Annotated in this window: 22 protein-coding genes; 11 read left to right on the top strand and 11 right to left on the bottom strand. The window is 68.4% G+C overall.

The features are described 5' to 3' along the window. Positions 1-2 precede the first annotated feature (2 nt). From prfA to U742_RS0112960, 3 genes are all read left to right on the top strand, one after another. Positions 3-1,094: a peptide chain release factor 1 gene (prfA, locus tag U742_RS0112970; protein WP_029353649.1), complete on the top strand. Its 1,092-nt coding sequence runs from the start codon at positions 3-5 to the stop codon at positions 1,092-1,094. Then, complete coding sequence (gene prmC, locus U742_RS0112965; protein ID WP_029353647.1) at positions 1,091-1,981, top strand: peptide chain release factor N(5)-glutamine methyltransferase; 891 nt, start codon at positions 1,091-1,093, stop codon at positions 1,979-1,981. Before prfA ends, prmC begins: the two co-directional genes overlap by 4 nt. Before the next feature lie 562 nt (positions 1,982-2,543). Further along, positions 2,544-3,509, top strand: a complete 966-nt coding sequence (locus U742_RS0112960; RefSeq protein WP_029353644.1) for a DUF4167 domain-containing protein — start codon at positions 2,544-2,546, stop codon at positions 3,507-3,509. Positions 3,510-3,602: 93 nt separating this feature from the next. Here the strand turns inward: U742_RS0112960 and U742_RS0112955 are convergent, their stop codons facing one another. Continuing rightward, positions 3,603-4,433: an MOSC domain-containing protein gene (locus tag U742_RS0112955; protein ID WP_051661154.1), complete on the bottom strand. Its 831-nt coding sequence runs from the start codon at positions 4,431-4,433 to the stop codon at positions 3,603-3,605. 133 nt (positions 4,434-4,566) lie between these two features. Between U742_RS0112955 and thpR the strand changes: the two genes are divergently transcribed. Further along, entirely contained in the window at positions 4,567-5,100 is a 534-nt protein-coding gene (gene thpR / locus U742_RS0112950; protein WP_029353641.1) for an RNA 2',3'-cyclic phosphodiesterase, read from the top strand. 76 nt (positions 5,101-5,176) lie between these two features. Continuing rightward, a complete protein-coding gene (locus U742_RS0112945) occupies positions 5,177-5,548 on the top strand; it encodes a YkvA family protein (protein ID WP_051661153.1) in 372 nt (123 codons plus the stop codon). Here the strand turns inward: U742_RS0112945 and U742_RS0112940 are convergent. After that, positions 5,535-6,530 (bottom strand): NADPH:quinone oxidoreductase family protein, encoded by a 996-nt coding sequence (locus U742_RS0112940; RefSeq protein WP_029353636.1) that lies wholly within the window; start codon positions 6,528-6,530, stop codon positions 5,535-5,537. The genes U742_RS0112945 and U742_RS0112940 overlap by 14 nt on opposite strands. A gap of 214 nt (positions 6,531-6,744) precedes the next feature. Between U742_RS0112940 and U742_RS0112935 the strand changes: the two genes are divergently transcribed. The 3 genes from U742_RS0112935 to U742_RS0112925 are packed head-to-tail and all read left to right on the top strand — an operon-like array spanning position 6,745 to position 8,534. After that, a complete protein-coding gene (locus U742_RS0112935) occupies positions 6,745-7,263 on the top strand; it encodes an invasion associated locus B family protein (RefSeq protein ID WP_029353634.1) in 519 nt (172 codons plus the stop codon). Between the two features lie 54 nt (positions 7,264-7,317). Next, on the top strand, positions 7,318-8,091 hold the full coding sequence (gene gloB, locus U742_RS0112930; RefSeq protein ID WP_029353632.1) for a hydroxyacylglutathione hydrolase: 774 nt from the start codon (positions 7,318-7,320) through the stop codon (positions 8,089-8,091). Between the two features lie 5 nt (positions 8,092-8,096). Then, on the top strand, positions 8,097-8,534 hold the full coding sequence (locus U742_RS0112925) for a cupin domain-containing protein (RefSeq protein WP_029353630.1): 438 nt from the start codon (positions 8,097-8,099) through the stop codon (positions 8,532-8,534). A 13-nt stretch (positions 8,535-8,547) separates the two neighbouring features. Here U742_RS0112925 and U742_RS0112920 read toward each other — a convergent pair whose 3' ends face one another. From U742_RS0112920 to U742_RS0112910, 3 genes are all read right to left on the bottom strand, one after another. After that, positions 8,548-9,459: an aromatic amino acid exporter YddG gene (locus U742_RS0112920; RefSeq protein ID WP_029353628.1), complete on the bottom strand. Its 912-nt coding sequence runs from the start codon at positions 9,457-9,459 to the stop codon at positions 8,548-8,550. Between the two features lie 130 nt (positions 9,460-9,589). Continuing rightward, entirely contained in the window at positions 9,590-10,315 is a 726-nt protein-coding gene (locus U742_RS0112915) for a beta-ketoacyl-ACP reductase (protein WP_029353626.1), read from the bottom strand. Between the two features lie 140 nt (positions 10,316-10,455). Beyond that, positions 10,456-11,634 carry an acetyl-CoA C-acetyltransferase gene (locus tag U742_RS0112910; RefSeq protein ID WP_029353624.1) on the bottom strand — a complete coding sequence of 393 codons (1,179 nt, stop codon included), beginning with the start codon at positions 11,632-11,634 and terminating at the stop codon, positions 10,456-10,458. Positions 11,635-11,878: 244 nt separating this feature from the next. Between U742_RS0112910 and phaR the strand changes: the two genes are divergently transcribed. Next, positions 11,879-12,463, top strand: coding sequence for a polyhydroxyalkanoate synthesis repressor PhaR (gene phaR, locus U742_RS0112905; protein WP_029353622.1), 585 nt, complete (start codon positions 11,879-11,881; stop codon positions 12,461-12,463). Between the two features lie 88 nt (positions 12,464-12,551). Here the strand turns inward: phaR and U742_RS0112900 are convergent, their stop codons facing one another. The 4 genes from U742_RS0112900 to U742_RS0112885 form a co-directional block, all read right to left on the bottom strand. Further along, positions 12,552-14,294 (bottom strand): bifunctional diguanylate cyclase/phosphodiesterase, encoded by a 1,743-nt coding sequence (locus U742_RS0112900; RefSeq protein ID WP_051661137.1) that lies wholly within the window; start codon positions 14,292-14,294, stop codon positions 12,552-12,554. 178 nt (positions 14,295-14,472) lie between these two features. After that, positions 14,473-14,877 carry a hypothetical protein gene (locus U742_RS0112895; RefSeq protein WP_029353618.1) on the bottom strand — a complete coding sequence of 135 codons (405 nt, stop codon included), beginning with the start codon at positions 14,875-14,877 and terminating at the stop codon, positions 14,473-14,475. 98 nt (positions 14,878-14,975) lie between these two features. Further along, positions 14,976-15,161 (bottom strand): 50S ribosomal protein L32, encoded by a 186-nt coding sequence (rpmF, locus tag U742_RS0112890; protein ID WP_029353616.1) that lies wholly within the window; start codon positions 15,159-15,161, stop codon positions 14,976-14,978. Between the two features lie 149 nt (positions 15,162-15,310). Continuing rightward, positions 15,311-15,982 carry a biosynthetic peptidoglycan transglycosylase gene (locus tag U742_RS0112885; protein ID WP_029353614.1) on the bottom strand — a complete coding sequence of 224 codons (672 nt, stop codon included), beginning with the start codon at positions 15,980-15,982 and terminating at the stop codon, positions 15,311-15,313. Positions 15,983-16,114: 132 nt separating this feature from the next. On the opposite strand from U742_RS0112885, the gene U742_RS0112880 reads away from it, so the two are divergent. Both U742_RS0112880 and U742_RS0112875 read left to right on the top strand, forming a co-directional pair. After that, the gene (locus U742_RS0112880; RefSeq protein WP_029353612.1) at positions 16,115-17,038 is read left to right on the top strand and encodes a farnesyl diphosphate synthase; all 924 of its coding nucleotides are present in this window, start codon (positions 16,115-16,117) and stop codon (positions 17,036-17,038) included. 92 nt (positions 17,039-17,130) lie between these two features. After that, a complete protein-coding gene (locus tag U742_RS0112875; RefSeq protein WP_029353611.1) occupies positions 17,131-17,403 on the top strand; it encodes a hypothetical protein in 273 nt (90 codons plus the stop codon). Between the two features lie 108 nt (positions 17,404-17,511). Here the strand turns inward: U742_RS0112875 and leuB are convergent, their stop codons facing one another. Beyond that, a complete protein-coding gene (gene leuB / locus U742_RS0112870) occupies positions 17,512-18,621 on the bottom strand; it encodes a 3-isopropylmalate dehydrogenase (protein ID WP_029353608.1) in 1,110 nt (369 codons plus the stop codon). Positions 18,622-18,876: 255 nt separating this feature from the next. Further along, on the bottom strand, positions 18,877-20,448 hold the full coding sequence (locus tag U742_RS0112865; RefSeq protein WP_029353606.1) for a GMC family oxidoreductase: 1,572 nt from the start codon (positions 20,446-20,448) through the stop codon (positions 18,877-18,879). Between the last annotated feature and the right edge of the window lie 5 nt (positions 20,449-20,453).

The following is a 20,453-nucleotide window of genomic DNA, read 5'->3' as shown; positions in this document are numbered from 1 at the left end:
CCATGCTGCCCGACGCCCGCCTTGATCAGCTTCTCGCCCGCCACGCGGAAATCGAGCACGCGCTCACCGCCGGACCGGATGCCGACGCCTATGTGCGGCTGTCCCGCGAATTCTCCGACCTCTCGCCACTGATCGAGCGGATCAAGGCGCTGCGCGCCGCCGAGCGCGAGCTCGACGAGGCCCGCACGCTCGCCACCGATCCCTCGACCGACCGGGAAATGGCCGCCCTCGCCGAGGAGGAGGCCGCCTCGCTCGAAGGCCAGGTGGAGACGCTCGCCCATGAGGTGCGGCTCGCCCTCCTCCCGAAGGACGCCATGGACGAGCGCGGCGTCATCCTCGAGGTGCGCGCCGGCACCGGCGGTGACGAGGCGGCGCTGTTCGCCGGCGACCTGTTCCGCATGTACGAGCGCTTCGCGGCGCTGAACGGCTGGTCGGTCGAGGTGCTGTCGCTCAGCGAGGGCACGGCCGGCGGCTACAAGGAAATCGCCGCCGCCATCCATGGCCGCGGCGCCTATGCGAAGCTGAAATTCGAATCCGGCGTGCACCGCGTGCAGCGCGTGCCGGAAACCGAGGGGTCCGGTCGCATCCACACCTCCGCCGCCACCGTCGCGGTGCTGCCGGAGGTGGAGGAGGTCGACATCGCCATCGACGAGGGCGACCTGCGCATCGACGTCTTCCGGGCGTCCGGCGCCGGCGGCCAGCACGTCAACAAGACCGAGAGCGCGGTGCGCATCACCCATCTGCCCAGCGGCGTCGTGGTGGCGGTGCAGGACGAGCGCTCGCAGCACAAGAACAAGGCCCGCGCCATGTCGCTGCTGCGCGCCCGGCTCTACGACGCCGAGCGCGAGAAGCGCGACACCGCCCGCGCCGCCGACCGCAGGCTGCAGGTCGGCTCCGGCGACCGCTCCGAGCGCATCCGCACCTATAATTTCCCGCAGGGGCGCGTGACCGACCACCGCATCGGCCTGACGCTGCACAAGCTGCCGGAAATCCTCTCCGGCGAGGCGCTGGGCGAACTCGTCGACGCGCTCACCACCGAACATCAGGCGGCCCTGCTGGCCGAGGCCGAGGATACCGGCTGGGGCCAGCCATGAGCCGGAGCGGCGCGGGCGAGGCCAGCCGCGTCACGACCCGCGCCGAGGCGTCGCGCGCCGTGGCTGGACGGCTCGCCACCGCCGGCATCGAAGCGCCGGAGCGCGAGGCCCGGCTTCTGGTGCGCCTCGCGCTCGGCCTGTCGGAGCTCGATCTCGTCACCCGCGCGGACATCCCGCTGACGCCCGAGGAAACGGTACGTCTCGACGCGCTCGCCGCCCGCCGCGCGCAGGGCGAGCCGCTCGCCCGCCTCGCCGGGCGCCGGGAGTTCTGGAGCCTCGACTTCACCCTCTCGGCCGGAACGCTGGTGCCCCGCCCGGAGACCGAGACGCTGGTCGAGGCTGTGCTCGCCGCCTTCCCGGATGCCGGGGCGGCGCTGCACGTGCTCGATCTCGGCACCGGCACCGGCGCCATCCTCGCCGCGATCCTCTCCGAGCGCCCGGCGGCTTTCGGCGTCGGCGTCGATCTGTCCGAGGATGCGGCCCGGACCGCGCGCGACAACCTCGTGCGGCTCGGCCTCGGCGCGCGCAGCGCCGTTCTCGTCGGCCGCTGGGGCGCCGCGCTTTCCGGCCGCTTCGACCTCGTGGTCTCCAACCCGCCCTACATCGCCAGCGGCGATGTGAGCGGCCTGCCTCTGGACGTTCGAGACCACGATCCCCATCTCGCACTGGATGGCGGCGCGGATGGCCTTGATGCCTATCGCGCGATCGCACGGCAGCTTGCCGGCCTTCTGGCTCCGGGTGGACGAGCCGTCCTCGAGCTTGGTGCCGGACAGGAGACGGACGTCGCGGAGATCCTGTCGGTGTGCGGAATTCCACCCGACGGACCCGCTCGCCGGGACCTTGCCGGAATCGCCCGCGCGATTGTGACCGCCCCCTTCATTCCATGATGCCCTGCGGCAAAAAAAGGCTTGGAACAAGGGAACGAACCGATTAGTGTCGGATTAGGAATCGACCTGAGACACCATCTGCCATATTGGATGTGACCAGTGACGGCTCAGAAGTGAGTGGTCAAGGTTGAAGCGTGGCAGCCGCACCGAAGGCGTAGGTGCACCGGGAGTCTGAACAGGACGAATGCTTCACCGGTTTGTCTGTGCGACGTGACGGTTGCACGACGAAGCATGGGGTTAGGCTGCCGTGCGATTTTGCGCGCTGGCCGAATCTTCGATCGGCCCGACTTCGACCGGCCTTTGCCGCGCACGAAGGCACCGATCGCGATGCATCGGACGATGCACTCCCATGGCAAGAGGCCCGATGTCGGCGGCAGCCGGCGTTCCGGACGGCTCTCTCGGGCGCCGCGAGGACGACTTTGCCGCCGGTTAGGGCATCTCACGCGCCTCCTGTCGCTTCGGCGCATGGCGGGCGGACGAGGACCAAGAGGCGGATTGATGCGCCGTATTCCGATCCGGGCCAGGGTTCGACCCGGCGGATAGCGGCCCCAGAGACAGCTCGATGCGAAATAACAATCAGCAGCAGAAGCGTATGCGTGGCCGCAACAACAACCGTCGCAGCCAGAATCCACTTACGCGCGTTTATGAATCGAACGGCCCAGACGTGAAGGTGCGCGGCACCGCTCATCACATCGCCGAGAAATATCAGCAGCTCGCGCGCGACGCGCAGGCTTCCGGCGACTATGTGAGCGCCGAGAACTACCTGCAGCACGCCGAGCACTATTACCGCATCATTGCCGCCGCCCAGGCGCAGTTCGGCGTTCAGGGCCAGTCCTTCCAGCGTCAGGACGACGACGACGAGGATTTCGACGGCGAGGAGAACGCGCAGAGCTTCGAGGGCGGCCAGCCCTTCCAGGGCGGCCAGCGCGAGGGCGGTCAGCGCGAGAGCAGCCAGCGGGATTTCCAGCCGCGCGAGGGCGGTCAGCGCGAATTCCAGCCGCGCGACAATTACCGCGACGGCAACAACCAGCATCGCCGCGACAATCGCGATCGGGACCGTGACCGCGATCGCGGCCCGCGCGAGGGACGCGAGGGCGGCGACAACCAGCCGCGCGAGTTCCGCAACGAGCGCGAGAACCGCTGGCAGTCGCGCGGCGAGCGTGGGCCGCGCGAGTATCGCGACCAGCAGCCCCGCGAGGCCCCGCGCGAAGCGGCTGAAGCGCCCTATCGCGATCCCGGCAGCCAGCCGCAGCCCGACCTCGGCCCCGGCGTCGAGGCTGAGATCGGCCTTCCCGCCTTCATCACCCAGGGCGGCGCCCCCGCCGCCGCTGCGCCGGCGCAGCCGTCGCTGAACCTCGCGCCGCCGCCGGCTGCCGAACCGGCCGTCGAGCCGGTCGCCGTCGAGGCGGCCACCGAGGAGGCGGCTCCCGCGCCGCGCCCGCGCCGCCGCCGCTATCGCCGCAGCGAGACCGCCGGCGATGCGGAGAGCGGCGCCGGCTCCGCGGCGCCGGCTGAAGCTGGCGAATAGCGCCGCACACGAATAGCGCTTTACACGTGGCAAAACGAAACGGCCCGGTCTCGCGACCGGGCCGTTTTCGTTTGCAGATCAATTGCATGCGCCTCAGCGCATCAGCCGCACCTGGTCGCCCTCGGCGATCAGCCCACCGGTCACCACCTCGGCATAGATGCCGCAGTCGGTGTGGCCGTAGCTGCGCATCAGCGTGCCGGGAATGTCGAGGTTCCGCTTGGCCGTGGTCGGGTCGACATTGGTCGCCGCGCAGCGGAAGATCCGTGAGGAGACCTTCAGCCGGGCGGTGTTGCCGATCGCGATGGTGTGGCCAACGAGGTCGAACTCCTCCCACGGCTCCAGCCCGTCGAGCATGAGATTGCCGCGGAAGCGCAGCGGATCGACCGGCACGCCCAGCTCCTCCCCCAGCGCCCGGCAGCTCGCGAGGTTGATGAGCGAGACGAATCCGCGCGGCGAATCGACGAAGCGGAAGGCGTCCGGGGCGGTCAGCACGCGCGGCGCGCCACGCAGCTCGTAGCGCATGTAGCGCTGGAAGAAGCCCTCGATCGCCTCGCGCCCGGCTTCCGTGGACAGGTCGCCGCTCACGACCTCCTCGCCGTCCTGATGGATGCGCAGCGTCGTCGCCGCGTCGTCATACTTCGCGTCGAGCGCGGCGAGGCGCTCGTTGCGCATCAGCATCAGGAACTTGATCTTCGGCTGGAATTCCGGCGCCAGCGGGTCGAAGCCGGAGGTTCCGTTCTCGATGGCGTAGAGCCTGTCGCCGGGAAAGAACGCGCCCGCCGCCAGCTCGACGAGATCGAGCCGCTCGGGCGTCAGCCCCTTCACCGGGTAGCGGTAGATCGAGGCGATGCTGGCGAAGGCCTCGGTGAGGTATGTCTCCTCGCCGGCCGCCTCGGTGGTGATGTCGTCGGTCGATTCGCTCATGCGGGTGACCATATAGGCTTCGCCGGAGCGCGTCAGCCGCGCCCGGACATTGATCCGGGCTTTCCTTGGCGCCGCGAATCCGTATCAATTCGCGCCATCTTCTCCTGCTAGGGAGAATCGACGGAGGCCGATCATGCCGCGGCTGTTCACCGCCCTCGAAATCCCCGCCGACATCGCCGGCACGCTCGCCATGCTTCGTGGTGGCATTCCCGGCGCGCGCTGGATAAGCCCCGAATTCTACCACGTGACCCTGCGCTTCATCGGTGACGTGGACTATGCCGTGGCCCGTGACGTCGCCGCCGCGCTGGACGAGGTCGAGCGCTTCGGCTTCGAGCTGACGCTCGATGGCGTCGACCAGTTCGGCAACAACAAGCCGCGCGCGATCTTCGCGACGGTCAAGGCCAATCGCGAGCTGATCGAGCTGCAGGCCGAGCAGGAGCGCCTGATGAAGCGGGTCGGCCTGCCGCCGGAGGGGCGGAACTTCCGCCCGCACGTCACCCTGGCCCGCCTGCGCGACACCCCGCCACGGCAGGTGGCCGAGTATCTTTCGATCCGCGGCTATTACCGCTCGCCGACCTTCGAGGTGCCGCGCTTCGTGCTGTTCTCCTCGCGCGATTCCGTCGGCGGCGGCCCCTACCGGGTCGAGGCCTCCTATCCGCTGATGTGAGGCCCGAAATCACTCCCGGAATATCTTGCGAAAGCGGGAACCCGGGGCCATTTCGATGGGCGGTCAGGAGGACAGCATGTTCGCCGCTTCGCAGCAGTTTTTCTCGCGCCGGTTCTTCGGGACGGCGGATGACGAGAAGAAGGTTCGCAGCCAGTTCTGGAAGAAGCTGCGCGGCAGCCTCGCGCGCATCCCCTTCGCGGAGGATGTGACGGCGGCCTATTACTGCGCGCTCGACAGCGCGACGCCGGTGCGGGTGCGCGCCATGCTGTTCGGCGCCCTCGCCTATTTCGTCCTGCCGGCCGACAGCGTGCCGGATTTCCTGCCGGTGCTCGGTTTCACCGACGACGCGGCGGTGATCGCCGCGGCGCTCAATCTGCTTGCTGGCCATCTGCGCCCCGAACATCGGGTCGCGGCGCGCGAGGCACTTGACCGGCTCAGCGGGCGCTGACGCCCACCTCGGTGAGCAGCACGATCTTGCCCTGCGCCTTGCGGCCGGCGATGTCGGCGATCGCCTTGGCGCAGTCCTCGAGCGGATAGGTGGCGCTGACATGCGCGGCAATCGCACCCTGCGCGAGGAGGGCGAGGATCTCGTCGGCATGGCGCCGCAGCAGGCCGGGATCGTGCTCGAGCGCGCCGCCGAGGGTGACGCCGCGCAGGTCGCAGCCTTTCAGCAGCAGAAGGTTGAGCGGAATGCGCGGGATGTCCCCGGCGGCGAAGCCGATCACCAGATAGCGCCCCAGCCACGCCAGCGAGCGGACGACGGGCTCGGCGAAGTCGCCGCCGACGGGATCATAGACCACGTCGACCCCCTTGCCGCCGGTGAGCTGACGCAATCGCCCGCGCAAATCCTCCGTCGCGTAGTCGACCAGCTCGTCCGCGCCGTGCCGCGCCGCCAGCGCGAGCTTTTCGGCCGAGGAAGCGCAGGCGATCACCCTCGCCCCCATCGCCTTGCCGATTTCCACCGCCGCGAGCCCGACCCCGCCGGAGGCGCCGAGCACGACGAGCGTCTCGCCGCTCTTCAGCTCGCCGCGGTCGCGCAGGGCATGCAGCGTCGTGCCGTAGCTGATCAGCACCGCCGCCGCCTTGGTGAGCGGCACGCCGTCCGGCACCCTGGCGAGCCGGCCGACCGGGACGACGAGGCGCTCGCGCGCCGCGCCGCTGCGCACATTGCCGCAGACCCGGTCTGCGACCGAAAAATCCGATACCCCCTCGCCGAGCGCGCGCACGGCGCCGGCAAACTCGCCGCCCGGCGAGAACGGACGCGGCGGCTTATGCTGGTAGCGGTCCTCAATGATCAGTGTGTCGAAGAAATTCAGGCCCACGGCGGCGACGTCCACCACGACCTCGCCAGGCCCGGCAACCGGTTCGGGCAGATCGGCGACGACCAGGCTGTCCGCCGGCCCTTTCTCCATGCTCAGCACGGCTTTCACGCGATTGTTTCCTCCAGCGCCACCCGGGCCGTTCGAAGCTGTTTTTCCACGCCATTTTTTTGGCGTGCTCGCTGAATAGCCCTAGAACAGGGGCATTTGAACGGCAAAATCTTCACAAGGGTTCACAGCGACGATGCTGCCGGTTATCCCTTTGGGGCTAATGAGAATCGTGGGAACCGGCGCCATGCCGGAGGGTATTCGGGGGAGATCCAGAATGGCACGCCACTTCGGGCATGCGGCACTCGCCGGCCTCGCCATCATGGTGCTCGGCGCAACCGCAAGCCATGCGCAGGGTGCGCCGAAGCTGGTCGCCCAGTCGGGCGACTGGGGCGTGTATATGGACCAGAGCGGCTCGGGCAAGACTTGTTACGCCCTGTCCCAGCCGAAGACGCGGGTGCCCGAGGGGCTGAACCGCGATCCGGCCTATTTCTTCATCAGCACCCGCACGGCCGAGAACGTGAAGAACGAGATCAGCGTGATCATGGGCTTCCCGCTGAAGGAGGGCTCGGACGCGACGCTGACCATCGGTACCAACAATTTCGCGCTCTACACGCGCGAGAGCGGCGCCTGGGTCCGCAACGTCGCGGAGGAGGCCCGCCTCGTCGACGCGCTGCGCAAGGGCAAGGACGTCGTGGTCAAGGGCACCTCGCGCCGTGGCAACGTCACGACCGACACCTACTCGCTGAACGGCGTATCCTCCGCGATCGACCGGGCCGCGCAGGAATGCCGCTAGGACGTGCCGCTGAGGACGATGCCGCTGACGAATCCCTCCTGAAACGAGGTGCCGATGCCGGCCGAGCTCCGCCTGATACCTTGCCTCGCCGATAATTACGCGGTGCTGCTGCACGATCCGGCGACCGAGGCGACGGCGGTGGTCGACGCTCCCGAGGTGGCGCCCATTCTCGCGGCGCTGGACCGGGAGGGGTGGAATCTCACCCACATCCTCGTCACCCACCACCACACCGACCACATCGCCGGCGTGCTGGCGCTGAAGGAGCGCTTCGGCGCCACGGTGATCGGCCCCAAGGCCGAGCGCGAGACCATACCCGGCCTCGACTTCGCCGTGGTGGACGGCGATCCGGTGGCGGTCGGCTCGCTGGTCGGCCGGGTGCTGGAGACGCCGGGCCACACCAAGGGGCACATCGTCTTCCTGTTCGAGGACGAGCGTCTTCTGTTCAGCGGCGACACGCTGTTCGTAATGGGATGCGGGCGCCCCTTCGAATGCGATCCTCCGGTGCTGTGGGAATCGCTGCTCAGGCTGCGCGCCCTCCCCGACGACATCCTCGTCTATTGCGGCCACGAGTATACGCTCTCCAATGCGCGCTTCGCGCTCAGCGTCGACCCCGACAATGAAGGGCTCGTCGCTCGGCTGGCGGAGGTGGAGGCGGTGCGCGCCGCAAATCGCCCGACGCTGCCGACCACCATCGGCGCCGAGAAGGAGACCAACCCCTTCCTGCGGGCGGACGATCCTGCCCTCGCCGAGCGGCTCGGCCTTGGCGGCGCGACGCCGGGGGCGGTCTTCACCGAGCTCAGGTCGCTGAAGAACAGCTTCCGGGGCTGACCGGCATGGCGACCGCGCTCACCGCTGCTGAGGTCATTGCCCGGCTGGGACTGACCCCGCATCCGGAGGGCGGTCACTTCCGCGAGACCTTCCGCGATCCCCACCGCACATCGGACGGGCGCGCGGCGTCGACCGCGATCTATTTCCTGCTGGCCGCCGGCGAGCGCTCGCACTGGCACCGCGTGGATGCCGCCGAGGTTTGGCACTGGCACGCGGGGGCGCCGCTTGCCCTGCTGCTGGCGCCCGGCGACCGCGGCCCGGTCGAGCGCCGCGTCCTCGGTCCCGATTTCGATTCCGGCGCCGCGCCGCAGATCGCGGTGCCGCGCGGCTGGTGGCAATCTGCCGAGAGCCTCGGCGACTGGACGCTGGTTGGCTGCACGGTGGCGCCGGGCTTCGAGTTCGCCGGCTTCGAGCTCGCCGCGCCCGGCTGGTCGCCGGGCTAAAACGGCGCAGGTTCTAAGTTGAAGAGCTTTGCGACAGAGACCTGCGCGATTCCGCTGGCTGCTTCCGCGCCAGCACCGTCGCCACCAGCGCTCCGCCGACGATGAGCCCGCAGGCGACGGCAAGGCTCCACGAGGCCGCGGCATAGCCGGCCGCGACCAGCAGCAGGGTGGAGAGCACCGGCGCGGCATAGGAGGCAATGCCGAGCAGCTTTATGTCGCCGCGCTTCATGCCGATGTCCCAGGTGTAGAAGGCGAGCCCGACCGGTCCGGCGCCGAGCGCCGCCACCGCCAGCCACTCGCCGGTGCCCGACGGCCATATATGCGGCTCGAAGGCGAGGTGGCACAGCGCCGAAAGCGCCGCGGTGGCGAGGCAGAAGCCGGCCACCACGTCGGTCGGCACCGACTGGAAACGGCGCGACAGCACCGAATAGCCCGACCAGATGAAGGCGCAGAGCAGAGCCGCGCCATAGCCGGGCAGATAGGCCGGCGAGAAGCCGAGCCCGCCGGCGCGCCCGCCGAGCAGCACCACCGTTCCGGCAAGGCCCATCAGCGCGCCGATCACATGGACGGATTTCAGCTTTTCGCCGGGCAGCAGCGACGACATCAGCACGATGAGCAGCGGCCAGAGATAGGCGATCAGCCCCGCCTCGGCCGGCGGCGCCAGCTTGAGCGCGGAGAAATAGAAGAAGTGGTAGCCGAACAGCCCGCCGACCCCGTGCAGCCAGACCGGCCAGGGCTGGCGCAGCACACCGAGCGGCACGCCGCGCAGCACCGCGGCGGCAAGGCCCACGGCGCCGCCGATCGAGAAGGTCAGCGCGGTGAGCAGGAACGGCGGCACAGCCCCCGTCGCCGAGGTGGCGAGGGCGAGCGTCGACCACAGGAGAATCGCCGTGCAGCCGACGAGGGTAGCGGTGATGCGCGACATGAACCGAGCAGGGGTTGAAGGAAGCTGCGCCCTTATCGCCCCGGCACGGCCCAAAAGCCAAGCGCGGCGGAGATTTTCCCCGCCGCGCTCATGCCGAATCCGATGCGCGCCGATATTGGCCGCCGGCGGCTTACGCCATGTACTGGCCGCCATTGGCGGTGAGCGTGGCGCCGGTGATGAAGCCAGCGTCGTCCGCCACCAGGAAGGCGACGCAACGCGCGATCTCCTCCGGCTCGCCGAGGCGGCCGACCGGGATGTTCGGAAGGATCTGCTTGTCCAGCACTTCCTGAGGCACGGCGCGGACCATCTCGGTGCCGATATAGCCCGGGCAGATGGCGTTCACGGTGATGCCCTTGCGCGCGTTCTCCTGCGCCAGCGCCTTGGTGAAGCCGATCTCGCCGGCCTTGGCCGCGGAATAGTTAGTCTGCCCCATCTGGCCCTTCTGGCCGTTGATCGAGGAGATGGTGACGATGCGCCCGAAATTGCGATCGCGCATGCCCTCGATCACCTGCCGGCACATGTTGAACACCGAGTTCAGGTTGGTGTTGATGACCGCGTACCACTGCTCGGGCGTCATCTTGTGTAGCATGCCGTCGCGGGTGATGCCGGCATTGTTCACCAGCACGTCGACCGGCCCCAGCGCCGCCTCGACCTCGGCGACGCCCGCCTTGCAGGCGGCGAAGTCCGAGACGTCCCACTTGAAGGCCGGGATGCCGGTCTCCTCGGTGAACTTGGCCGCAGCCTCGGCATTGCCGGCATAATTGGCGGCGACCGAATAGCCGGCCTGCTTGAGCGCCTTGCAGACGGCGGCACCTATTCCACGGGTGCCGCCCGTGACCAATGCGACGCGGGGCATTTCCATTCCCTCCTGAACGTTTATCGCCGGCAAAATGCCAGCCTTTGTTACGCCGACACGAACGACGAGACGTAGCGACGTCTCGCCGGTCGTATGTTGCGTTAGGTCAAGCTGTGGAAGTCAGCAAATAGGCGATGAGATCAGTCGCGCTCGACGCACATGGCGATGCCCATGCCGCCGCCGATGCAGAGCGTGGCGAGGGCCTTCTTGGCGTCCCGCTTCTGCATCTCGTAGAGCAGCGTGGTGAGCACGCGCGCGCCGGACGCGCCGATCGGGTGACCGAGGGCGATGGCGCCGCCGTTCACGTTCACCTTGGCGGGATCCCAGCCGAGATCCTTGTTCACCGCGCAGGCCTGGGCGGCGAAGGCCTCGTTGGCTTCGACGAGGTCGAGATCGGCGACCGTCCAGCCAGCCTTCTCCAGCGCGCGGCGCGAGGCCGGGATGGGGCCGGAGCCCATGATCGCCGGATCGACGCCCGCCTGCGCCCAGGAGACGATGCGCGCGATCGGCGTCTTGCCGGCGCTCGCGGCCTTGGACGCGCTCATCAGCACCACGGCGGCGGCGCCGTCATTGATACCCGAGGCGTTGCCCGCCGTCACCGTGCCGTCCTTGGAGAAGGCCGGGCGCAGCTTGGCCATGGAGTCGAGCGTGGCGCCGTGGCGCGGATACTCGTCGTCGGCGACCACCACGTCCCCCTTGCGGGTCGTGATGGTGATGGGGACGATCTCCTCCTTGAAGCGGCCGGCCTTCTGCGCCGCCTCGGCCTTGTTCTGCGAGCCGACGGCGAACTCGTCCTGCTGCTCGCGGGTGATCTGCCACTGGCGGGCGACGTTCTCGGCGGTGGTGCCCATGTGGTAGCCATTGAAGGCGTCCCAGAGGCCGTCCTTGATCATGGTGTCGACCATCTCGAGGCTGCCCATCTTGGTGCCGTTGCGCAGATGCGCGCAGTGCGGCGCCTGGCTCATCGATTCCTGGCCGCCGGCGACCACAATGTCGCTGTCGCCGTTGAGGATCGCCTGATAGCCGAGCGCCACCGCGCGCAGGCCGGAGCCGCAGAGCTGGTTCACGACCCAGGCGGGGCTCTCCACCGGAATGCCGGCCGCCACCGAGGCCTGCCGCGCCGGATTCTGCCCGGCGCCGGCGGTGAGGACCTGGCCCATGATGGTCTCGGACACCTCGTCGGGCGCCACGCCCGCGCGCTCAAGCGCCGCCTTGATCGCCGCCTTGCCGAGCTCGTGCGCCGGCAGGGACGAGAGCGCCCCGTTGAAGGCGCCGACGGGCGTGCGCACGGCGCTGACGATAACGATGCCGTCTTTCATAGGTCTCATCCTCCCGGTTCCGAACCGTGCTGGCGCACTGCAGCGCGCCGTCCGGCTTGTAATTGTGCCGCAATGGTGTTGGGCGCAAGTGACACATGTCAATGCGACCGACGTTTAGGGTCGGCATTTCTTTCGCGCAAAAGGGGTGCAGCAATCCTGGGCGCCGCAATGCACAATCCAGTAGCAGGCGGGCTGGAAACGCTCTACAGTTTCCAAGGGGAAACGACCAAGGCGACCGGATCACATGGCAAAATCCACGGAACCCGTCACCATCAAGAAATATGCGAACCGGCGGCTCTACAACACCGGCACGAGCACTTATGTAACGCTCGAAGACCTCGCATTGATGGTGAAAAGCGGCGAAGACTTTGTCGTCTACGACGCAAAGAGCGGTGAAGACATCACCCATTCCGTATTGACGCAGATCATCTTCGAGCAGGAAGGAAAAGGGCAGAGTCTCCTGCCGATCAACTTCCTGCGCCAGATCATCCGCTTCTACGGGGACAGCATGCAAATGCTGGTTCCTCGTTACCTCGATATCTCCATCGAGAACTTCTCCCGCGATCAGGAGAAGTTCCGCGACCAGATCGCCAAGACCTTCGGGGTCGGCGGTTTCGGCGTCGGCGGCTTCGGCGCGATGGAGGAGCAGGTGCGGCGGAACATGGAGATTTTCGACCGCACCTTCAAAATGTTCCTGCCGAACGGGCGCGCCGACGCGCCGCCCACCGTGCCGGAGCGGCCCGACGATCTCGACGATCTCAAGCGTCAGGTCGCCGAGATGCAGAAGCGGCTCGACCGCCTCGGCGAGAAGGACGAGAAGAAGAGCTGATCTTCCGCGCGGATGCGGGCGGCGCGAGCGATCGGCGCCGTCCCTGCCGCCTTGGCATGGCCGCCGCGCGCAGGCGCAGCGGCGCCGGTCAGACCTTCTCGGAGGATGGCATCCTGGCGACGGTGGGCGTATCGCGCGCGAGGCCGATCGCCTCGCCCTGCAGATAGTCGCAGCCCCACTCCACCAGCAACGCCGCGGTCTTCTCGTCCGGCACCCATTCGGCCACGGTCGCAAGGCCCATGAAGCGGGCGAGCGACAATAGCGTGCGCACGAAGAAGCGATCGTCCTCCGATTCCATCAGCGGGCTGATGAAGCTGCCGTCGAGCTTCAGCATGTCGACGCCGAGCCGGCGCAGGTTGCGGAACGACGTGTAGCCGGCGCCGAAATCGTCCATCGCCACCTTGCAGCCGACGTCGTGCAGCCGGTGCACGAAGCGGCGCGTGACCTCGACGTCGTTGATCGCCGCCGTCTCGGTGATCTCCACCAGCAGGCGCGAGGCGAGCCCGCGACGTCCGCGCCGCTCCAGCGCCGCCAGCCAGGAACGGTCGTTCACCGTGCTCGGGGATACGTTGACCGACAGCCGGATATCGGGATCCGCCTCCAGGGCATCGAGCGCGAGTTCCAGTACGCGGCAGTCGAGCAGGCGCATCAGGCCGAACTTCTCGGCGATCGGCACGATCGCGCCGCCGTCCATGACGGTGCCGTCGGTGGCGTAGATGCGCACGAGGCACTCGTACAGACGCACCTTGCGCGTCGCCGCATCGGCGATCGGCTGGAACGCCAGTGTGACCCGCTGCTCCGACAGCGCCGAGACGATCTCGTCGGTGAGCCGCAGATTGTTGCGCCGGGAAATCTCGCGCTCCGGGCTCGGCTGGTAGGGCAGATAGCCGCCCCGGGCATGCACCTTGGCGCGCTCCAGCGCGTCCTGCGCCCGCGCGAAAATCTCCGGCACGGTGCGGGCATGGCGCGGCGCGATGACGCCGCCGGCCGTGACCGCGACAGCGAGCGAGCCGCCGCGCGTCTGCAGCGCGTCGCCCTCGATGGCGCTGATGAAGCGCTGCGCCGCCACCGCCATGTCGTCGGGCGAGCAGTCACGCAGCACGATGCCGAACTTGTTGCCGGAGAAGCGGCCGATCTCGTCATGCCCGCGCATGCGCGCCCGCAGCCGCTGAAGCACCATCTCGATCACCTCGTCGGTGACCTCGAACCCATAGGCGTCGTTCAGCCGGCCGAGATGATCGATGTTGATGAGCAGGAAGCCGAACTGGCTGCGGTAGCGCACCGCGTCGGCGAGCCGCTCCTCGATCGCCTGGGCGAGATGCTGGCGGTTGATCGGGCGCATCAGCGGATCGACCTTGCCCGTGCGCTCGGCCTCCCGGCGCATGGCCTCCTGCTCGCTCAGCACGCGGACGATGCCGCAGGCACGGCTGGGCTTGCCGGTCTCGTCGGCGAACCACACGCCCCGGTCCTCGATCCAGATCGCGGTGGAGGGATCCTCGTCGCGGCGCAGCCGGTAGACGGTCTCGAAGATCACGCCCCGCCCGTCGTCCTGCCGCTCGTCCTCCTGCCGCCCGCCATCCATGATGGCGTCGTAGCGCGATTTTCCCGAGGCGCCGTCGACCAGCGCCGCATAGCCCTTGCCGGTGGCGATGCCGCTCACGTCGGACAGGCCGAGCACGGCTCCCGCTTCAGCGTCCCAGACGAGGCCGTCATCCTCGATCGTCCACTCATAGGCGGTGCCGCCAATGCCGGCGACGATGCGCGCCAGCCTGGCGGCGGAAAGCTGCGCACCCTCGGCTGGAGTCGAATCGGGAAGGCGCGTGACGGTCATGCGGATACCGCGAGCGAGAATGAAAAGGAGAGAGAGAGAATCGAAAAACGCCGCCACCTGCGCAACGCAGTCCGGCGGCGGCACTGAATTGGTAATAAAATGAGATTAATTTGTTGTTAAGTTCTGCACAAGCGTGTCGATGCCTCGGCAGCCATGCGTCCGAGCCCGCCCGGCAGGTTCAGTCGGCGCGGGGCTCGATGGCGAAGTCCCGCCGCGCCACCCGGATCGACACGGAATAGCCGGCGACGATGTCGAGCAGCATCAGCGCGATCAGGATGAGGAAGGTCGAGGTGGCGGCGACGTCCACCAGGATGAACTCGACCAGCGCCGCCACGAACACCAGCGTGGAGAGCATGTGATCGATGATCGAGCGCGTGGACGCGCTCGTCGCCTTGACGATCTCGAGGAACAGGAAGACCAGCGACATCAGCACGAAGACGTCGCCAATGGTCACGTCCAGCCGCGCGCTGGAGACCATCGGTATGCTGATCAGCACCGCCTCCCACCCGAGTCCGGGTGTGAGGAAGGCGAGCATGTTGTAGATGACCAGCGGAATGATCAGCAGCGGAACGGTCGCGATCATCGGTCCCCCGAAAGGCTGTCCGGCAACGAGGAAAGGTCCGCAACTGGTCTCCCGGATGGGCGCATCGCCTCACCCGGGATGGTCTTCGCTGGACGGGATCAGGCCTCGGCCTTCACCTTCAGGACCTGACGGCCGCGATACATGCCGGTCTTGAGGTCGAGGTGGTGCGGACGGCGCAGCTCGCCCGAATCCTTGTCCTCGATATAGGTCGGCTGCTTCAGGGCGTCGGCGGAACGGCGCATGCCGCGGCGCGACGGGCTGGTCTTCTTCTTCGGAACGGCCATGGTATCAACTCCTGCCGGCCGGGTTCACCGCCCGAAAGGCGGACCGCTGCCGGATATCCCAATGTTCGGAATGCGGGCTTATACAGGCTCGCGTCACGGAACGAAAGAGGCGCGGCGCAAGCTTTTGCACGCCGTTTTGCCCCGGCGGCTCAGCCGAGCGGACCGAGGCAGGCGGTGAGCTCGCCCCCCTCCCTCGGCAGGCGCGCGAGCAGCCTCGCGGCGAGGCGTGACATCCCCGCTCCGGGGCGTGCCGCGTCCCGGCGATACGGGTTGGGCAGCATCACCGCCAGCAGCGCCGCCTCGCGGGGCCCGAGCGCGGCCGCGCTCTTGCCGAAGGCGCGGCGCGCGGCCGCCTCGGCGCCGAACTGCCCGCCCGGGCCCCATTCCGCGATGTTGAGATAGATCTCGATCTGCCGCCTCTTGGTGAGCACGCGGTCGAGATAGAGCGCCAGCGGGAATTCGAGGCCCTTGCGGATGATGCTGCGCCCGTTCCACAGGAACAGGTTCTTGGCGAGCTGCATGGTGATGGTCGACGCCCCGCGCGGCGCGTCGAGCCCGTCGGAATCGTCGATCACGTTGTTCAGCTCGACGAGATCGACGCCGAAATGCTGGCAGAAGCGCGCATCCTCGGAAGCGAGCACGCTGCGCACCAGCGCCGGCGATATGCGATCGAGCGGCACCCAGTCGCGCTCGACCGGCCGCAGCGTGGCCCAGCGCGCCAGCATCAGCGTCGAGACCGGTGGGACGAAATTGTAGATGACGCCCAGCACCAGCGGCAGCAGCGCGAGGATAAGAAGCGCCGTCGCGATGCGCCGTATCACCCTGTCCCCTCGCCCCGTTGCCGACCGGCCCCTACCTAACGGCAGAACGCCCTCGCGGCCAAGCACCGGCGCTCACATCCGCTTGACCGCGCGCCCCGGCTCGGGCACGGAACCGGCTTTCACGGGCCGATCATGCAGCAGAGTTCCGAAACCGCCCTCCTCGCCGCGCTGGCGCGCACCGCCGATGCGGTCGCCGCCTATATGGACCGGGCGATCGAGGAGAGCCGGCTGCCCAGCGCCCGGCTCGCGGCGGCGATGCGCCATGCCACGCTCGGAGGCGGCAAAAGGCTGCGCCCCTTCCTGCTGGTGGAGAGCGCGGCGCTGTTCGGCGTCGCGATGGAGGAGGCGCTGCCGGCGGCGGCGGCGCTCGAATGCGTGCACTGCTATTCGCTGGTGCATGACGACCTGCCGGCGATGGACGACGACGATCTGCGCCGTGGCCAGCCGACGGTGCATCGCGCCTTCGACGAGGCGACCGCCATCCTCGCCGGCGACGCGCTGCTCACCCTCGCCTTCGATCTCCTCGCCCGCCCCGAGGCGCATCCCGACCCGGCGGTCCGGGTGGCGCTCGTCGCCGGCCTCGCCCGCGCTTCCGGCGCATCCGGCATGGTCGGCGGACAGATGCTCGACCTCGCCGCCGAGGGCCGCTTCGACGCCGAGGGGCGGACGGAGCGGGACGCCGCCGCCATCGCCGAGCTGCAGGCGCTGAAGACCGGCGCGCTGCTGCGCTTCGCCTGCGAGGGCGGCGCCCGGCTCGGTGGTGCAAGCGCCGCCGAACGCGCGGCGCTCGACGCCTATGCTTCGGCGATCGGCCGCGCCTTCCAGATCGCCGACGACCTGCTCGACGTCGAAGGCGAGGCGGAAGCGGTCGGCAAGGCGGTCGGCAAGGACGCGGCCGCCGGCAAGGCCACCTTCGTCGGCCTCCTCGGCATCGCCGGCGCCCGCGCCGAGCTCGCCCGCCTGATCGGGGCGGCCGAATCGGCGCTTCGGCCCTTCGGCACGCGTGCAACACTCCTCGCCGAAGCGGCGCGTTTCATCGCCGAACGCCGGAATTAGTGATGTTCCCCTCTCGACGCGACGATGACTTGTCTCCATCTTGGAGGTGACGTAAGCGTCGCGGTGCGGCGGTAGCGTCGCTGGAGGTCATCATGCGTCACGTTCCGCTCGCCCTCGCCGCGTTCATCGCGTCGGCCGCAATCGTCCCCGCCCAGGCGCAGGACTCGCCGGCCCGCATCATCATCCAGAAGCCGGCGCCGAAGTCCTATCTCGATCCCGGCACGGTCATGAAGCCGGGCACCGGGCGCTACACCAATTATGTCGGCGCCGCGCAGATGAACTATCCAAGCTACGGCCCGGCCAGCAACATCGCCAATGGCGGGCGCTATCCGCTGCCCGACCAGTATTACCTGCCGGGCCGCTGACCCGCCCGAAGCCGTGGCCGCTCCGATGGCGGCCCGCCGGATATGAGAAACCCCGCTGCGCCGTCCGGCGAGCGGGGTTTTCTTTTATCGGTGCGGATGGAGCGGCGGTCAGTTGACCCGCTCGAGCTCCGCCAGGATAGCGTCGCCCATTCCCTGCGTGCCGACCAGCGTCATGCCCTCGGCATTGATGTCGCCGGTGCGGTAGCCCTTGGCCAGCGCGCCGGCCACCGCCGCGTCGATGCGGTCGGCGATCTCGCCGAGGCCGAAGGAATAGCGCAGCGCCATGCCGAGCGAGCCGATCATGGCGATCGGGTTGGCGAGCTCCTTGCCGGCGATGTCCGGCGCGGCGCCGTGCACCGGCTCGTAGAGCGCGCTGCGCTTGCCGCTCACCTCCTCCATCGGGCCGAGCGAAGCGGAGGGCAGCATGCCGAGCGAACCGGTCAGCATCGCGGCGACGTCGGAGAGGATGTCGCCGAACAGGTTGTCGGTGACGATGACGTCGAACTGCTTGGGCGCGCGCACCAGTTGCATGGCGCAGGAATCGGCGAGTTGGTGGCGCAGTTGCACGTCCGGATAGTCGGCGCCGTGCACCGAGCTCACCACTTCCTTCCAAAGCACCCCCGACATCATCACATTGTGCTTCTCGGAGGAGACTACCGAGTTGCGGCGGGTGCGGGCGAGATCGAAGGCGACCCGGGCGATGCGCTCGATCTCGTAGGATTCGTAGACCTGCGTGTCGACCGCCCGCTTCTGCCCGTCGCTGAGATTGGTGATCGTCTTGGGCTCGCCGAAATAGACGCCGCCGGTCAGCTCGCGCACGATCAGCACGTCGAGGCCCTCGACCAGCTCGCGCTTGAGGCTGGAAGCGTCGGCCAGCGCCGGATAGCAGATGGCCGGGCGCAGATTGGCGAAGAGGTGCAGGTCCTTGCGCAGCCGCAGCAGCCCGGCCTCCGGGCGCAGCGCATAGGGAACGCCGTCCCACTTCGGACCACCCACCGCGCCGAGCAGGATCGCGTCCGCCTCGGCGGCGCGCGTCATCGCCTCCTCGGAGATCGGCGCGCCGCAATCGTCGTAGGCCGCGCCGCCGACGAGGTCCTCCTCAATGGCGAAGGAGGCGAGCCCCTGCGTGTCGAGCCATTTCACCACGCGCTTGACCTGCGCCATGACCTCGACGCCGATGCCGTCACCGGGAAGAAGCAGGAGCTTGTGGACGGCCATGGGAACCTCGCTGATACGCCTGTCGGCTGAATTATTGGGCGCGCGAGTGCTAATCGCTGGCGTCGCGGCTGGCAAGCGGGGCGCTCGATAGCGGATCGCAATGAAGCCGCGCCGCCGCAAAGAAAGGCCGCCGGCTCGGATCGGGCCGAAGCCGCGCTGCCGCAAAGAAAGACCGCCGGCCCGGATCGGGCCGGCGGCGGGAGGGAGGCTGGAGATCGGCCGCGATCCCGGCTGCGCCGGGATCGCTTTGCGTCGTCAGATCGTCTTGCGCGACATCTCGCCGGCGATGTAGTCGGCCTGACGCAGCGCCAGGGCGACGATGGTCAGGGTCGGGTTCTCGGCGCCGCCGGTGGTGAACTGGCTGCCGTCGGCGATGAACAGGTTCGGGATGTCGTGCGTCTGCCCGTGCTTGTTCACCACGCCGTCCCGCGGCTTCTCGCTCATCCGGTTGGTGCCGAGATTATGCGTCGAGGGATAGGGCGGCGTCGGTAGGGTGCGCGTCGCGCCCACCGCGTCGTAGATCGCCGCGCCCTGCTTGTAGGCATGGTTGCGCATCGCGATGTCGTTCGGATGGTCGTCGAAATGCACGTTGGCGACCGGCAGGCCGAACTTGTCCTTCACGTCGCTGTTCAGCGTGACGCGGTTGGTCTCCTGCGGCATGTCCTCGCCGACGATCCACATGCCGGCGGTGTTCACATAGCCGTCCATGGCGGAGGTGAAGGAACGCCCCCAGCCGCCGGGATCGAGGAAGGCGGCCATGAAGGGGATGCCCAGCGAGAGCGTCTCGAACTCGTAGCCTCCGACGAAGCCGCGCTTGGGATCGTTGATCGCCTCGTCGCGCACGATGCCGGCCATGGTGGTGCCGCGATACATGTGCACCGGCTTCTCGAAGATGCCGTACACCGATCCCGTCATGTGGCGCATGTAGTTGCGCCCGACCTGGCCGGAGGAGTTGGCGAGGCCGTCCGGGAACATGCTCGACGCCGAGTTCAGCAACAGGCGCGGGCTCTCGATCGAGTTGCCGGCCACCGCCACGATGCGCGCCTTCTGGCGCTGCGTCTTGCCGTCCTTGTCGACATAGACGACGCCGTTCACCTTGCCCGCGGCGTCGTGCTCGATGCGCACCACCATGCATTCGGGGCGCACTTCCAGATTGCCGGTCGCCTCGCCGCGCGGGATCTCGGCGATCAGCGTCGACCATTTGGCGCCCGACTTGCAGCCCTGGAAGCAGAAGCCGATCTGCTGGCAGGAGCCGCGATCGTGGCGCGGCTCGCTGTTGATCGCCATGCGGCCGGTCGAGACCTCCTTGTAGCCGACCTTCTTCGCACCGGCCTCGAACACCTTGAAGTTGTTGTTGCCCGGCAGGCCGGGAATGCCGTTGGTGCGGGTCACGCCCATGCGGTCCTCGGCCTTTGCGTACCAGGGCTCCATCTCCGCGAGGCTGATCGGCCAGTCGAGCAGGTTGGCGCCGGGGATATCGCCATAGGCCGACTTGATCTTGAACTCGTGCTCCTGGAAGCGCAGCGAGGCGCCCGCCCAGTGCACGCTCGATCCGCCGACCGATTTGACGATCCAGGCCGGCAGGTTCGGGAAATTCTTATGCACGCGCCAGGAACCGGAGGTGGTGCGCATGTCCGTCCAGGCGAGCTGGGCGAAGCTGTCCCACTCGTTGTTGACGAAGTCCTCCATGTTGTGGCGCTTGCCGGCCTCGAGGATGACCACCTTGACGCCCTTGAGCGCGAGCTCGGTGCCGAGCGTGCCGCCGCCGGCGCCCGAGCCGATGATGACCACCAGCGAATCGTCGTTCAGATCGAAGGGTGCAGCCATGTCCG

Source organism: Allobosea sp. 117 (assembly GCF_000702305.1).
Lineage (GTDB): Bacteria > Pseudomonadota > Alphaproteobacteria > Rhizobiales > Xanthobacteraceae > Ancylobacter.
This window is presented reverse-complemented; position numbering and strand designations above follow the sequence as displayed.

Bases quoted from the DNA above. Each gene is read 5' to 3' on its own strand.
- prfA (WP_029353649.1), top strand. From the start codon at position 3: ATGCTGCCCGACGCCCGCCTTGATCAGCTTCTCGCCCGCCACGCGGAA.
- prmC (WP_029353647.1), top strand. From the start codon at position 1,091: ATGAGCCGGAGCGGCGCGGGCGAGGCCAGCCGCGTCACGACCCGCGCC.
- U742_RS0112960 (WP_029353644.1), top strand. From the start codon at position 2,544: ATGCGAAATAACAATCAGCAGCAGAAGCGTATGCGTGGCCGCAACAAC.
- U742_RS0112955 (WP_051661154.1), bottom strand. From the start codon at position 4,433: ATGAGCGAATCGACCGACGACATCACCACCGAGGCGGCCGGCGAGGAG.
- thpR (WP_029353641.1), top strand. From the start codon at position 4,567: ATGCCGCGGCTGTTCACCGCCCTCGAAATCCCCGCCGACATCGCCGGC.
- U742_RS0112945 (WP_051661153.1), top strand. From the start codon at position 5,177: ATGTTCGCCGCTTCGCAGCAGTTTTTCTCGCGCCGGTTCTTCGGGACG.
- U742_RS0112935 (WP_029353634.1), top strand. From the start codon at position 6,745: ATGGCACGCCACTTCGGGCATGCGGCACTCGCCGGCCTCGCCATCATG.
- gloB (WP_029353632.1), top strand. From the start codon at position 7,318: ATGCCGGCCGAGCTCCGCCTGATACCTTGCCTCGCCGATAATTACGCG.
- U742_RS0112925 (WP_029353630.1), top strand. From the start codon at position 8,097: ATGGCGACCGCGCTCACCGCTGCTGAGGTCATTGCCCGGCTGGGACTG.
- U742_RS0112920 (WP_029353628.1), bottom strand. From the start codon at position 9,459: ATGTCGCGCATCACCGCTACCCTCGTCGGCTGCACGGCGATTCTCCTG.
- U742_RS0112915 (WP_029353626.1), bottom strand. From the start codon at position 10,315: ATGCCCCGCGTCGCATTGGTCACGGGCGGCACCCGTGGAATAGGTGCC.
- U742_RS0112910 (WP_029353624.1), bottom strand. From the start codon at position 11,634: ATGAAAGACGGCATCGTTATCGTCAGCGCCGTGCGCACGCCCGTCGGC.
- phaR (WP_029353622.1), top strand. From the start codon at position 11,879: ATGGCAAAATCCACGGAACCCGTCACCATCAAGAAATATGCGAACCGG.
- U742_RS0112900 (WP_051661137.1), bottom strand. From the start codon at position 14,294: ATGACCGTCACGCGCCTTCCCGATTCGACTCCAGCCGAGGGTGCGCAG.
- U742_RS0112895 (WP_029353618.1), bottom strand. From the start codon at position 14,877: ATGATCGCGACCGTTCCGCTGCTGATCATTCCGCTGGTCATCTACAAC.
- rpmF (WP_029353616.1), bottom strand. From the start codon at position 15,161: ATGGCCGTTCCGAAGAAGAAGACCAGCCCGTCGCGCCGCGGCATGCGC.
- U742_RS0112880 (WP_029353612.1), top strand. From the start codon at position 16,115: ATGCAGCAGAGTTCCGAAACCGCCCTCCTCGCCGCGCTGGCGCGCACC.
- U742_RS0112875 (WP_029353611.1), top strand. From the start codon at position 17,131: ATGCGTCACGTTCCGCTCGCCCTCGCCGCGTTCATCGCGTCGGCCGCA.
- leuB (WP_029353608.1), bottom strand. From the start codon at position 18,621: ATGGCCGTCCACAAGCTCCTGCTTCTTCCCGGTGACGGCATCGGCGTC.
- U742_RS0112865 (WP_029353606.1), bottom strand. From the start codon at position 20,448: ATGGCTGCACCCTTCGATCTGAACGACGATTCGCTGGTGGTCATCATC.